This is a genomic window from Mycobacterium sp. SVM_VP21 (assembly GCA_024758765.1).
In the GTDB taxonomy this organism is placed as follows: domain Bacteria; phylum Actinomycetota; class Actinomycetes; order Mycobacteriales; family Mycobacteriaceae; genus Mycobacterium; species Mycobacterium heraklionense_C.
The window spans coordinates 233,567-245,801 of the sequence record CP101406.1 but is presented as its reverse complement, the minus strand read 5'-3'; the positions used below and the strand labels follow the sequence as shown (position 1 = coordinate 245,801).

Sequence of the window (12,235 nt, the reverse complement as noted above, 5' to 3'; positions counted from 1 at the left end):
ATGCCCGACCCCGCTGCTACCGTGGCACCTCAGATTGCCAGCGGCACCACTATGTCCGAAGCCGAGCGAGCCGCCGCAGTGCTCATCGAGAACAACCTCGGCAAGCTCCCCGGCCGAGACGGCCAAGTCATTCGCCTGATGCAATTCAGCACCCACGGCCGCAGCGACATAGCCGCCGGCCGCATCAACGAAGCCCGACGCGACACCGCCGAGGCCATCATTCGGCTACTGACCGCACACGGCTATCGGATCGCCCGATGAACATTTTCCAGCCCGGAACATCGCCCCGGAAACTGAACAGCAACCAGGCGATAGAGTTCGTTCGCGCCCTGGTCACCGCCATAAACCGATCCAAGAACGTGCCGCTGCAAGGTGAGCTGTCGATCGCCGACAACGGCGCGCTGATCATCACGCTCCAACCGACCGGCGGCTGAGAACGTGGCGCCCAACAAGCGCACCACCAAGGAAAAGGGACTCGGCAACCGCCACCGCCTGCAGGTCGAATACCTCAAGAGCGTTCACGTCGAGGGCACGATCTGCTGGTGGTGCGGCGAGCCCATGTTCCTCGCGCAGGGACTCAGTGGCGACCACTCCATCCCACGCTCGCAAGGTGGAACTGTCGCCGACCGACTGCTGCACGGTCCATGCAACAGCGAACGCGGCGACGGCCGACGCGACCACCTGCGCCCCGCGCTCGTCGGACGCAGACCACCAACCAACCTCGATGAACTCGGAACACTCGTCATGCGTTGGCCCTGGTCACGCCATGACCAGCACGCGTAAGGAATCCGCACGCCAGCGAACCCGATCAGTGCCATGACCAGCGGAAACGCGGCGGCAGCAACCCACCCGAACATTTGTTCGACCCCGGGGGGGTGCCGCGACGCCTCGCCCCGCGTCGCGCTCCCCCCTCCGTGGCGAAAAATTTGCAAAAACAGCAGGTCAGAGCCATTTTTGGCGAAAATGGGCCTGACCAGGCGAAACGCCGGGATTGGACGGAATTTCGATGGACGCCACGCCGCTTGACGACGATGACGACGTCACCGACGTTCGATCGACCATCGACCCGGATTCGGTGCTGAAAGAGTTCCTCGCGGGCTCGTCCTACCGCCAGATCGCCGAGGATCTCGTCGTCGGCGAGCAAATCGTCGAGGACGTGATCCGTGCGGCGATGATCCGCACGGCGCCACGGCGCGAATTCCTGGCCGAGAACTTCGACGCCGTGACGCTCGAGCGCCGTGAGGCGATCTTCCAGGCGCAATACCGCGTCGCGATCAGTCGCAGCGAGGAAGCGCCGGCCGCGGCCCGCATTTGCGTGAAGCTGCTCGAGGGGATGCGCGACAACCTCGCGGCTGTCGGCAACGGCGTAGCGGCCACCACGACGACCGAGGACGCACTGAAGGCGTTGCGCAACAAGCTGTCGGCCGAAATCGATGTCTGCCGAGATGCGCGCAAGCTCACATCGCTGTCACGGCAGTTCCTAGCGGTGTGCGCGGAGCTCGACGCGAAGGCGCCCCCGCCGCATTCCAAACGTGACGAGGTGAAGGCGAAGCGTGAGCAACGACGAGCCGCCGCGGGGCGATCAAACCCCGCGGATTCTGGTAGCGCCACCAGCTGAGACCAGCGCGGCCGCCGAGGCGATCGAGTTCGTCGAGAAACTCGGCATGGAGCTGTACCCGTGGCAAAAGCTGGCGCTACATCACATGCTCGGAGAGACGGCCGACGGGCTGTGGTCGGCATTCGAGATCGGCCTGACGGTACCGAGGCAAAACGGCAAGTCCGCGATTATCGAGGTGCTGATGATCGCCGGATTGTTGCTATTCGACGAAGAACTGATTATCTACTCGGCGCACGAATTCCGCACCGTTAAACAGATCATGCGGCGCGTCGAGTCGCTGCTGAAAGCCTCGGGGGAGCGGTACGTCCCGAAACGGTCGCATGGTGAGGAAGGTTTCGTTCTCGGCGCCGACGCGCACGATCCCGATGCCCCGCGGATGATGTTCCAATCCCGCACCGGTGGCGCGGCCCGTGGTCTCTCGGGCGATCGAGTGTTTCTCGACGAGGCGATGATCGTCAAGCCCGAGGCTGTGGGCGCGATGATGCCGACGATGAGCGCACGGCCGAACCCGCAGATCATCTACGCGGGTAGCGCGGTCGACCAGCTGGTCCACGAGCACGGCCACGTGTTCTCCGGTGTCCGCAAGCGCGCGCTCGACGGCACCAGCCCGCGCCTGTGCTACCTCGAATGGGGTTGCGAGGACGGCGCCGACCCGACGAGCGAGCGTGAGCGACTGCGCGCCAATCCCTCGGTCGGGCATGGGTTTATGACCCTCGACTACATCGAGGACGAATACCAGGCGATGCGGTACACGCCGAAGATCTTCCTGGTCGAGCGTCTCGGTATCGGTGACTGGCCGACGCTCGAGGACCAGCAGAAACCGCCGGTTACGCCGGAGATGTGGGGCCGGCTGCACGACATGACGCCCGGCCTGGTGACGCCAGGTCCGGGCGCGATCGCAATCGACCGCGGCCCGGCATCGAAAACGTGGGTGATCACCGGCGCGCAGCGATCGACCGGCAAGACGATCGCCGTCGAGGTCGGTTTCTGCCAGAACGCCAGCGCTACCGACGTCGTCGAGAAGATCGTCGCGATCGTCTCCGAATGCGATCCGGCGGTGATCGTGATCGACCAGAAATCGCCGGCGGCGATCCTCAAGCCTTACCTGATCGAGGCCGGCATCGAGCCGCACATGACCAGCTACAGCGAGTATCTGGTCGCCTGGGAGGGCATCCTCGAGGCAATCGATCAAGGTCAGATCAGCCACAGCGGTCAGCGGATGCTCGACCAATCGATCCTGTCGACCCTGAAAAAGGACATGCCCGACGGTCGGACGACCCCGACGCCAGCGCCGGGCGCATGGATCGGACCAACGGTCTCCGCGATGCTCGCGCACTGGGGACTGCTCAATTTCTCTACGCCGCCGCGTAATACGCCGCCACCGATGCAAGACACCGGGCCGGTACACGACCGCAGCGACGGCGAAATCGACGTGATGAGCGCGCCGTTCTAACGACGCGCCGATAACAGGAAGGTGGTCGTTGGCAGTGGCTCCCGTGACCACCGAACTTGGCTTCACCAACGCATTCCCCGGTCTGCTGTCCGCGTATAGCCAATGGGACCAGTTCGAGCAGGTGCCCGAACTGCTGTGGCCCGACGCGATCCGCACCTATACGCGGATGTGGCGCGAGGAATCACGGCTTGCCAGCGTCTACTACGCGATCGCGCTGCCGATCATGCAAACGCAGTGGCGCATCGAGCCCAACGGGGCTCCCGACAATGTCGTTCAGCACGTCTCGGATGATCTGGGGCTGCCGATCGTCGGCGAGGACGTGAATAAGCCCCGGCCGCGTACCAAGGGCCGGTTTTCGTGGCTCGAGCACTTGCAGTGGGCGATGCGTCACCTGCATTTCGGGCACGCCGTTTTCGAGCAGGTGTACCGGCCCGACGAGAAGAATCCCGACCGGCTGCGGCTACGCAAGCTCGCGCCGCGTCCGCAGTCGACGATCGCGTTCTGGAACGTCGACGCCGATGGCGGCCTGATCGGCATTCAGCAATGGCCGCCCGGTACCGGATTCGGAGGCGCGGCCGGCGCCCCGAACTACCTCGGGGCCTGGGCGCAAGAGATCCCGGTGAATCGGCTCGTCGTCTACACCCGCGACCGCGACCCTGGCGTCTGGACCGGCAACAGCATTTTCCGGCCGGCCTACAAGAATTGGCTGCTCAAAGACGAACTGATCCGCATTGAAGCCACCGCGGCACGCCGTAACGGCATGGGTGTTCCGGTCGTCACGGCGCCCGAGTCGGTATCGATGGCGGCGCCCGGCAGCGATGCACTGGCGCCTTATCTGAAGATCGCGCAGCAGTACCGCGGCGGAAACAACGCCGGCGTCGCGCTGCCCGCCGGCTCGACGTTCGAGCTGGCCGGAGTCAAAGGCCAACTGCCAAGCGGTTTCATCCGGCAGGCCATCGAGTACCACGACAAGCAGATGGCGCTGGCCGCGCTGGCGCACTTCCTGAACCTCGACCGCGGCGGCAGTTTCGCGCTCGCATCCGTGCAGGCCGACACATTTTCACAGGGCGTGCAGCAGACCGCCGAGACCGTCCGTGACACCGCGCAGACGCACATCGTCGAGGACATCGTCGACACGAATTTCGGTGAAGACTCACCGTCGCCGCGCATCGTTTTCGACGCGATCGGCTCGCAGCAAGACGCGTCGGCGGCCGCGCTGCAGATGCTCGTGAGTGCCGGAATCATCAAGCCCGACGCGCAGCTCGAGGCGTTCGAGCGGCAGTCTATGGGCCTGCCCGGCGCCGACCCCGACGCGCAAGACGACGAGCCGTTGCCGGTGCCCGACAACCGGCCGCCGGAGACCGTGCCGATCGCTACGACGCACACGCCCGACGGCATGGCGTTCACGTCGCGGGCGCGCGTCACCGCCAGCCGTGGCCGCCGGCCGCGAGTGACGATCTCGAGCGATGGAGATCTGACGCTGTGGTGAACACGCTCATCGACTACGTGGGATGGCTGCTGTCACGGCCATTGTGTCGACTGTTCGACTGCCACAGCTTGGCCTGCCGCGGCCGTGCAGACCACGACCCCGAATCTGGAAGGTGGACAACCCGATGGTGAGCCACAACCCCGAAAAGTCCGGCGTGACAGTCAACGTGACGCCCGTACTCGACACCGAGACCCTCGAGGCGATCGCCAAGCAGATCGAGCAGCGCATCACTGCCGCGGTCTCGACCGGTCTGATCGCCGGCGTCAATGGGCTCGCGGCGGCGCTCGGCGTTGACCCGGCCATCGGCGACGGCGACGAGAACGGTGCCGGCTAATGGTCAGCCTGAAGACGGTCAAGGATCGGGAGCTGATGCGCGTCGGCAACTACAAGCTGCGATCGGGTGACTTCTCGGTGACGCGCGAGACGATCGCCGCCGCGGTGGCCGCACACGAGGCCGGCATCCTGCGTAAGCCGACGATCCGACTCGGCCACGGTGACCCGCGATTCACCGGCGACCCCGCCGTCGGATTCGTCGACAACGTGCACGCATCCGACGACGGCGATGTGCTCTACGGCGACCTGGCCGGCGTGCCGGAATGGCTCGCCGACATCATGCCGAGCGCGTACCCGTCACTGTCGATCGAAGGCCAGGAAGACTACACGGACGCCGCGGGCGACAAGCACGATTTCGTGCTGACAGGTCTGGCGCTGCTCGGTGCGACGCCGCCCGGTATCGACACGCTCAAGAGCGTGCAGGATGTCGCCGAGCTGTATCAGGTCGCCGCGGCGCGTGAGATCGGCGGCACGGCCGTGACTTTCACGGTCGAGGCGGCCACCTACCGCGATCGCACCGACGCCAAAGAGCCGTGGGGAGACGTCAACTACGCCGACCCCGGTTACCTCGACCGCGACGATCAACCGGCCGAACCCGGTCACGGCGTGAAGCGCTACCCGCTCAACGACCGCGATCACGTCAAGAGCGCATGGTCGTTCATAAACGAAAAGAAAAATCAAAAGCCTTACACGGCAAAGCAACTCGATCACATCACGTCCGCGATCGAGGAAGCCGCCCGAAAGTTCGGTATCAAAATCGAGGCCGCCGCGGCGGTTTCACAACAGGAAGGGGCCGAGATGGCTCTCCCCGAGAAGATCGCCGCGGCACTCGGCATCGCCGCCGACGCTGACGAGGCCGCCATCGAGGCAGCCTGGGAAGCGCACACCGCGGCCGCCGAGGCTGACGTCGAGCAGCGTGTCGCCGCAGCCGCGGCGCCCGCCGCTGGCCTGATGCAGATCGAGGCGTCGGTGTACGACCAGCTGCGCGCCGACGCACAGGCCGGCCGCGACGCCCGTGATCAGCAGATCGCCGACGAGGACGCGCGTACCGTCCAGGCGGCGATCGCCGAGGGCAAGATCGCGCCAGCCCGCAAGGATCACTGGCTGACGGCGCTCAAGAGCGACCGCGAGGGCAGCCGGCAGGTGTTGGCGTCGCTCGCACCGGGCCTGATCCCAGTCGCCGAGATCGGGCACGGCATCACCGCACCCGAAACCGGTGAGGACAACGTCGCGCAGCAGGGCTACGAGACGTTCATGAACAAGCTCGGCTTCAACACGAAGGGCGGTAACTGACATGGCCGGCAGCGACTACGTTCCGAAGTTCCTCGGCGGCTGCACGATCACCTGCACCGCCACCGCCGACATCACCGCCGGTCAGCTGGTAGTCGTCAGCGGTGACTACAAGGTAGCGCCGTCCTCGGCCGCCGCACAGTCACAGTTCGGCGTCGCTGTCCGGTCGGTCAAGTCCGGTCAGCGCGTGGCTGTCTGGTTCGAGGGCGTGCACCAGCTGGCGGCATCCGGCGCGATCAGTGCGGGCACAGCGGTTGTCGGCGCCGCCAGCGGCGCCGTCGCTGCTGCGACCGCCGAGACCCCGGCCGGCGAGGTCGTGGGCTACGCGCTGGCCGCCGCCGCCAACAGTCTGGTCGACGTCCGACTGTCGTACTGATCTCAACCCCAAACCGAACGGCACCGGGTCGTCCCACTCCTGGCGATCCGGTGCCGTTCTCATACCCGAAAGGTAAACGGACATGCCCGTTTTGAACCCGCCCGGAGCCCCGACCGGTGACCTGACCAACCAGGACATCATCGCGATTTCGCGGTTCCTCAACGACCCGACGATGCTGTACCGGGCGCTGCGCACCATCGCCGATCAGATGTACGTCTCCGACAAGATCCTGAAGGCGCAGATCTTCACCGAGTCTGGATCGATCATCTACGAGCAGATCGAGTCGATTTTCGCCGGCCGGCAACCGCAGCCGGTCGAGCCTGGCGGCGAGTACCCGCTGGCGCCGATCCCGACCGGCCCGGCGCAGATCGCGTCGACCGTGAAGTGGGGCCTCGACACCCTGATCTTCGACGAGTCGATCGCACGGCAGAACTGGCAGCCGCTGCAGACCGCCCTGGTCAAGCTGATCAACAGCCTCGTTGACACCGTCGACAGCAACGCGATGTCGGCGGTAGTTGCCGCCATCACTCAGACGCAGGGCGCCGGCGCATCGAGCATCGGCGGCGCCCTGTCCGGGACCGATCACGCGTACTGGGACGGCTCGGGAACCAAGACGCCGAACATCCTGCGTGATGTGATGCTGGCCGACCAGCAGATGCGTCAGCTCAAGCAGGGCTACAACGGCGACGCCGTGCTCTGCGACCTCGAGACCTTCGCGATCGTATTCAGCGACCCGAACCTCAATGCGCGTTGGGCTCGTGAGGACATCGGCAGCAGCGGCGTTACCGCGATGCCGATCTTCGAGGGTCTCAACTCGAGCATGGCGGGCAAGCTGGCCGGCAAGCTGTGGCTCGGCTCCCCGAACCTGCCATCGGCGCCGTACGCGGCTGTCATCGACACGAAGGTGTTCGGCGGCATGTGCGACGAGAAGCTGCCGGCGCCCGGCTACACCGGCGCGACCACACCCGGCGCTGACGCCGACGGTGGTGGCGGCGCTGGCCGGTCCCTGGTGCAGACGAAGTCGATGCGCCAGGACGAGAAAGACCGGTGGCGTGTGCGCGCCCGCCGCGTCACGACGCCGTTCATCGTCGAGCCGGACGCGGCCGTCGAGATCACCGGGATTCTGCCCGCGTGAGCGGCTACGAGGTCGTTGCCCCGATGGTCAACGCAGCAGACCAGGACGGTCGGCTGCACCCGTACTACGCCGGGTCGATCATTCGGTGGCTCAACGACAAGCAGCGGTCGCACTTCGTGCGGCACGGCCTCGTCGTGGCGCTCGGAGACCACGACGTCGACGGGCTGCGGACCTCGGAGCCGGAGCCGGTCATCGAGCCGGCACCGGCCGTTTCCGGGGGGTCCGAGACGGTGCCGGCCACGGAGTCGGTCGAACGTCCGGCGCAGGTCGCGTCCAAGGATCTTTGGGTCGCCTACGCGGTCGCGCAGGGCATGGAGTTCGCCGAGGCCGACGCGATGAGCAAGGTCGACCTCATCGCGAAGTACCGCGACTGACGATGACGAGGTGAGCGGCGATGACCAGCCCGACGCAGCCGTTTCTGGACATCACCGGTTTTCTTGGGATGTGGGACGGTCCGCCGCTCACCTCGCAGCGTAAGGCGATGGCGACGCTGTTGCTCACCGTCGCCTCGAATTGGATCTACGGACAGAAACCGGGCATCAGTAACGATGATCCGGCCGCGCAGTTCGTGGTCTACGACGTCGTATCGAACGCGGTGCGATACCAGCGCTACGGCAAACTCGCGACGTACTCGAAGACGACCGGCCACCGCATGGACGCCGGTAGCTTCGCCGAGCCCATGAAGGCGCTTGAGTTTACCGACACGCACAAGCAGCTGCTCGGCATTTCGCTCGAGTCACTGCCGATGTCGAGCTGCGCGCCGGCCGATTTCGACGCCGACGACAGTCACGCCGGCTGGCCGACCGGCTGGTCCGGCACTGGAATCCCGTGGACGTACCCGTGAGCGAATACCCCGGCGCTGACACGATTTACGTCGTCACCGACGTCGAAACCGGCGAGCGCGACGGGCTCAATCAGCGGAAATTCAGTGAAGCCATCGCCGAGGTCTACGGCTGCGTTTTCGACGTGGTCTCGACAGGACCGACCGAAGAACAATCGGACACCACGACCAACAGCGAGCGCGCCTGGGCGTTCCTGCCGATCGTCAACGGCCAGGGCATCCCGACCGTCGACGTCGACGAGAACGGCGAGCAGATTTTCATCGCCGAGATTCTCAACACGGCACGTTTGCGGCCGGACCGGTCCACCGCGCTGGGCCAGCGCGACTACAAGATCATCGGCCGGCCCGAGGTGCAATACGACATGGACGGCCAGCCCGAACATGTGTGGATCGTCTGCGAATGGCGTGGCGGCGGAAAGCCGACCGATGGCGGCTAACAAGCAGGATGCCGCACTCGAGGCGCTACTCGATGTCATCGGGCGCAGTGAGCATTTCGCCGACGAGGTGATCACCGACGCCGTGCTGATCGTCGGATCGCAGTACGTCGACGATGACGGCGACCGCTGCGGCCATGTGTACATGTTCCCGCGTCATGGAAGTCAGCCGGCCTACATCACCATGGGGCTCATCAAGACCGCTGGGGCATGGATGAGCCATCGCATCGGGGGTTCGTGATGGCCGGCGAGATCGAGGCGATTCTCGCCGCCGCCGGCGAGGCCCTGACGCTCCGCGAGGTCGAGGAAGGGCTCGACCGCATGGGCGACGACGTCTGCGAATACGCGCAGTCGATCGCGCCGGTGTTCGGCGACCTTCCGCCGAAACGCGACTCTCCACCGTTCGACGAGCCGGGCGGATTCCGAGACTCGATTCACGTCGAGAAACCGCACGCCGGTGTGCGACGGATCATTTCGCGGCTCGACCCGCTCGCACTGTGGGCCGAGCTGGGAACGATCCACATGCCCGAATACGCGACATTCAGCAAGACGGCCGAGCACTTCGGCGGTACCCCGCCCGAGATCGGTGGTGCTGGCGTGATGCACGCACAGGCGAACCTGCGCGGCGAGCTGGTGAAGCTCGGTCAGCTACGTGAAAGCGGTGCCGACGGCGAACTGATCTCGGCGCAGCTGCAGCGCGTCCGCTCCGCGCGGGTACAGCGCTCGGCCGAGTTCAAAGACGCGCAGAACACGCGCCGACGCGCACGCCGTGCCGCGGGCCGGCCCGGTCGAGGACGACGGCACCGATGATCGACTACGGCAAGCCGATACCGCCGGAGGCATTCATCATCGGCGCACTCATGCCGCTCGGCTACTTCGTCGAGCCCGAGCACGGCGCCGACGACCCGCTGCCGGCGTTCGTCGTCACGTCGCTGCACCCGAAAACCGACCGCGTGATGCAGCGGGCGCTGGTATCGGTCGCGACGCTCGGCGAGACCCGCAGCAAGGCATCCGACGTCGCGCTCGAAGCCGACCACCAGCTGATGTCGATCACGGCCGGCGACGCGATCGTGCTGCCAAACGGCCAGATCGCGCACGGGCGCATCGAGCCGCACATGGGGCCGACTTTCGACAAGTACAGCGACCCGTTCGTGAAGCGCTACGTCGCCCGTTACGTCGTGCTGGCGCGCAATCAACCGAGCAACTGACCCCGTCCATCGCCCAACCGGGCACACATCGAAGGGAACACCACCATGACTCTGCCCGCTGAAGGCGGTACCTACACCGAGATCGTCGAGCCGAACGTTAACCCGCTCGCGCAGCGGTATTGGCAGACCACCGACGTATTCATCCGCGACTATTGGAACCCGGACGGCTCGACGTTCGACTGCTCCGACCCCGCGGTCGGTCTCGGCAATCTGGGGCTGCTGACGCCGTTCGCGGCCGACGGCACGATCCGCTCCGACCTGTTCATCACCTCCGATGGTCCTAACCTCGGTTTCTACCATCCAGGCGAGCTCGAGGCCGACACCACCGAGCAGTCGCCCGACATCAGCGTGCAGCAGACGCCGACCGCACAGTCGGTGCGGACCACACGCAACGTGATCACCAAGCTCGACGACAGCGTGAGTTTCACGCCGCTGGAATCGAATCCGGTCACCGACGCGCTGCATTTCGAGCTGCCGCTGTACAACCTGCCGGCGATCGGGACGCCCGGCTACCAGGTGAAGCGCGGCCCGATGGACTACCTGCAGGATCGCGTGATCATCCTGTTCGGCACCGACGGGTCTGGGCAGCTCATGGCGCGTGTTCTGCCGCGCTGCCAGACCAACAAAAAGGGCAAGATCGACCTCGGCCGTAAGAAGACGGAGAGCGGTCAGCTGACGTTCAACCCGCTGTTTGATCCCAACACCGGTGAGGTGATGTGGATCTGCCGTGAAGGCGTGCAGTGGCGCGGTCTCGGTGGCGCTCCCAAGTTTGTCAGCACCGCGCCGGTCGCGACCCCGGTCAGCGGCGGTAAGGCGACGGTCGCGATCACCACGCCGACCGGAGACGCCCCGTACACCTACACGGTGCTCGAGCAGGTCGGCGGTGCGGGTGAGTTCACGACGGCGACACTGCAAGGCTCGCCGGTCGTCGATGGTGCCACGACCACGCTGACGGTGTCCGGCCTGACGACCGGAAGCGCGTACGTGTTCAAGGTTGTCGCCGAGGGCGCGAACGACCAGACCGCCACGTCGGCCGTGTCGAACTCGGTCACCGCGATCGCCTGATCTCTCGTCGAGGCGCCCGTATTGCGTGGCGGGCGCCTCGACGAGCCACGCAAAACCACCACGCAGACAAGGAGATACACGCAATGACGGACCAGAACGCTTTCATTAAGGCTCGCGAGCAAGCGACCGAATACCTCGGCTTCGCGGCATCCGAGCGCATCGTCACCGACGACGGCGTGGTGTTCGAGATCCCGAACCCGTCGCTGCTCGACGACGAACAGCAGGCCCGCTACGACGCGCTGCAGCTCGAGTCGGAATCCTGGGACCGACACCCGGACATCCTCAACGCTGACGGCAGCGTCAAGCGCCGAGGTGAGCTGAAAGAGCCGTATCGCAAAGGCAACGAGCTGGTCGAGCACTACAACATTCAGCTTGCGAAGGCGATCCTCGGCGAACGTTACGCGGCGTTCATCGCGGCCGGCGGTCGTGGCAACGACGTGAATCTCATCTGGTGGAAGATGAACCAACAGCTCGCGCGGAGGCGTCGGGAGGACTCCAAAAGTGCGGGCGGCCCTGGACCTGTGGCGGCAGCTCCCGAACGAAACGGAAGCGGCGCTTAGCCGCTACCACCCCGGTCGGCATATCCGCGAGTGGCATCGCGGCGAGATGAGCAGCCGCGAGCTGTTGTCGCTGCTGTCCGACCTACCCGAGGACTCGACGTTTCGGGAGCGTGCCGAGCGCACGCACCGGCTCGTCGAGGTCGACGGACAACTGCGGCTGTATTCGGTGCTGGCCGAGCTGCCGCCCAACGCGGTGATCGAGGCCGAGTTCATCGATTGGACCTACGACCGCAAGATCGCCGCCCGCACGGCACTCGAAATCGCGCTGTCGCGGGCCGACCGAGGCGGCGAGCATCCGTCACGCGATGGGCTCGATGAGCCGCTCGTCGAGGCGCTACGCCGCCGCGCGGAACGCAAGCAAACGCAGATCCGGGACGGGCACCGTTCACTGGTGCGCGACGCCATCAATCGAGGTAAACGAAGGGAGTAGGGC

At 65.8% G+C, this 12,235-nt stretch carries 19 protein-coding genes; all 19 read left to right on the top strand.

Annotation, left to right across the window (positions count from 1 at the left end):
- Positions 1-261: a hypothetical protein gene (locus NM962_01260; GenBank protein ID UVO12827.1), complete on the top strand. Its 261-nt coding sequence runs from the start codon at positions 1-3 to the stop codon at positions 259-261.
- Positions 258-434: a hypothetical protein gene (locus NM962_01255; protein ID UVO12826.1), complete on the top strand. Its 177-nt coding sequence runs from the start codon at positions 258-260 to the stop codon at positions 432-434. Before NM962_01260 ends, NM962_01255 begins: the two co-directional genes overlap by 4 nt.
- A gap of 4 nt (positions 435-438) precedes the next feature.
- A complete protein-coding gene (locus NM962_01250) occupies positions 439-783 on the top strand; it encodes a hypothetical protein (GenBank protein ID UVO12825.1) in 345 nt (114 codons plus the stop codon).
- Between the two features lie 223 nt (positions 784-1,006).
- Complete coding sequence (locus NM962_01245; GenBank protein ID UVO12824.1) at positions 1,007-1,618, top strand: hypothetical protein; 612 nt, start codon at positions 1,007-1,009, stop codon at positions 1,616-1,618.
- Positions 1,619-1,664: 46 nt separating this feature from the next.
- Positions 1,665-3,071, top strand: a complete 1,407-nt coding sequence (locus NM962_01240) for a hypothetical protein (GenBank protein ID UVO12823.1) — start codon at positions 1,665-1,667, stop codon at positions 3,069-3,071.
- Positions 3,072-3,105: 34 nt separating this feature from the next.
- Positions 3,106-4,560, top strand: coding sequence for a DUF935 domain-containing protein (locus NM962_01235; GenBank protein ID UVO12822.1), 1,455 nt, complete (start codon positions 3,106-3,108; stop codon positions 4,558-4,560).
- 124 nt (positions 4,561-4,684) lie between these two features.
- The gene (locus tag NM962_01230) at positions 4,685-4,894 is read left to right on the top strand and encodes a hypothetical protein (protein ID UVO12821.1); all 210 of its coding nucleotides are present in this window, start codon (positions 4,685-4,687) and stop codon (positions 4,892-4,894) included.
- 206 nt (positions 4,895-5,100) lie between these two features.
- Entirely contained in the window at positions 5,101-6,186 is a 1,086-nt protein-coding gene (locus tag NM962_01225) for a hypothetical protein (protein UVO12820.1), read from the top strand.
- A gap of 1 nt (position 6,187) precedes the next feature.
- The gene (locus tag NM962_01220) at positions 6,188-6,559 is read left to right on the top strand and encodes a DUF2190 family protein (GenBank protein UVO12819.1); all 372 of its coding nucleotides are present in this window, start codon (positions 6,188-6,190) and stop codon (positions 6,557-6,559) included.
- A gap of 82 nt (positions 6,560-6,641) precedes the next feature.
- On the top strand, positions 6,642-7,694 hold the full coding sequence (locus tag NM962_01215; GenBank protein ID UVO12818.1) for a hypothetical protein: 1,053 nt from the start codon (positions 6,642-6,644) through the stop codon (positions 7,692-7,694).
- Complete coding sequence (locus NM962_01210; protein UVO12817.1) at positions 7,691-8,068, top strand: hypothetical protein; 378 nt, start codon at positions 7,691-7,693, stop codon at positions 8,066-8,068. Before NM962_01215 ends, NM962_01210 begins: the two co-directional genes overlap by 4 nt.
- 20 nt (positions 8,069-8,088) lie before the next feature.
- Positions 8,089-8,538, top strand: a complete 450-nt coding sequence (locus NM962_01205) for a hypothetical protein (GenBank protein ID UVO12816.1) — start codon at positions 8,089-8,091, stop codon at positions 8,536-8,538.
- Positions 8,535-8,972 (top strand): hypothetical protein, encoded by a 438-nt coding sequence (locus NM962_01200; GenBank protein ID UVO12815.1) that lies wholly within the window; start codon positions 8,535-8,537, stop codon positions 8,970-8,972. Before NM962_01205 ends, NM962_01200 begins: the two co-directional genes overlap by 4 nt.
- Positions 8,962-9,210, top strand: coding sequence for a hypothetical protein (locus NM962_01195; GenBank protein UVO12814.1), 249 nt, complete (start codon positions 8,962-8,964; stop codon positions 9,208-9,210). Before NM962_01200 ends, NM962_01195 begins: the two co-directional genes overlap by 11 nt.
- Positions 9,180-9,779 carry a hypothetical protein gene (locus NM962_01190; GenBank protein UVO12813.1) on the top strand — a complete coding sequence of 200 codons (600 nt, stop codon included), beginning with the start codon at positions 9,180-9,182 and terminating at the stop codon, positions 9,777-9,779. Before NM962_01195 ends, NM962_01190 begins: the two co-directional genes overlap by 31 nt.
- Positions 9,776-10,177 carry a hypothetical protein gene (locus NM962_01185; protein UVO12812.1) on the top strand — a complete coding sequence of 134 codons (402 nt, stop codon included), beginning with the start codon at positions 9,776-9,778 and terminating at the stop codon, positions 10,175-10,177. Before NM962_01190 ends, NM962_01185 begins: the two co-directional genes overlap by 4 nt.
- Positions 10,178-10,222: 45 nt before the next feature.
- The gene (locus NM962_01180; GenBank protein UVO12811.1) at positions 10,223-11,242 is read left to right on the top strand and encodes a fibronectin type III domain-containing protein; all 1,020 of its coding nucleotides are present in this window, start codon (positions 10,223-10,225) and stop codon (positions 11,240-11,242) included.
- An 83-nt stretch (positions 11,243-11,325) separates the two neighbouring features.
- Positions 11,326-11,802, top strand: a complete 477-nt coding sequence (locus NM962_01175; protein ID UVO12810.1) for a hypothetical protein — start codon at positions 11,326-11,328, stop codon at positions 11,800-11,802.
- Positions 11,744-12,232: a hypothetical protein gene (locus NM962_01170; GenBank protein UVO12809.1), complete on the top strand. Its 489-nt coding sequence runs from the start codon at positions 11,744-11,746 to the stop codon at positions 12,230-12,232. The genes NM962_01175 and NM962_01170 overlap by 59 nt, the downstream gene beginning before the upstream one ends.
- The last annotated feature ends 3 nt before the right edge of the window (positions 12,233-12,235 follow it).

Bases quoted from the DNA above. Each gene is read 5' to 3' on its own strand.
- NM962_01215 (UVO12818.1), top strand. From the start codon at position 6,642: ATGCCCGTTTTGAACCCGCCCGGAGCCCCGACCGGTGACCTGACCAAC.
- NM962_01245 (UVO12824.1), top strand. From the start codon at position 1,007: ATGGACGCCACGCCGCTTGACGACGATGACGACGTCACCGACGTTCGA.
- NM962_01195 (UVO12814.1), top strand. From the start codon at position 8,962: ATGGCGGCTAACAAGCAGGATGCCGCACTCGAGGCGCTACTCGATGTC.
- NM962_01255 (UVO12826.1), top strand. From the start codon at position 258: ATGAACATTTTCCAGCCCGGAACATCGCCCCGGAAACTGAACAGCAAC.
- NM962_01190 (UVO12813.1), top strand. From the start codon at position 9,180: ATGGATGAGCCATCGCATCGGGGGTTCGTGATGGCCGGCGAGATCGAG.
- NM962_01205 (UVO12816.1), top strand. From the start codon at position 8,089: ATGACCAGCCCGACGCAGCCGTTTCTGGACATCACCGGTTTTCTTGGG.
- NM962_01230 (UVO12821.1), top strand. From the start codon at position 4,685: ATGGTGAGCCACAACCCCGAAAAGTCCGGCGTGACAGTCAACGTGACG.
- NM962_01175 (UVO12810.1), top strand. From the start codon at position 11,326: ATGACGGACCAGAACGCTTTCATTAAGGCTCGCGAGCAAGCGACCGAA.
- NM962_01260 (UVO12827.1), top strand. From the start codon at position 1: ATGCCCGACCCCGCTGCTACCGTGGCACCTCAGATTGCCAGCGGCACC.
- NM962_01180 (UVO12811.1), top strand. From the start codon at position 10,223: ATGACTCTGCCCGCTGAAGGCGGTACCTACACCGAGATCGTCGAGCCG.
- NM962_01220 (UVO12819.1), top strand. From the start codon at position 6,188: ATGGCCGGCAGCGACTACGTTCCGAAGTTCCTCGGCGGCTGCACGATC.
- NM962_01185 (UVO12812.1), top strand. From the start codon at position 9,776: ATGATCGACTACGGCAAGCCGATACCGCCGGAGGCATTCATCATCGGC.
- NM962_01240 (UVO12823.1), top strand. From the start codon at position 1,665: ATGGAGCTGTACCCGTGGCAAAAGCTGGCGCTACATCACATGCTCGGA.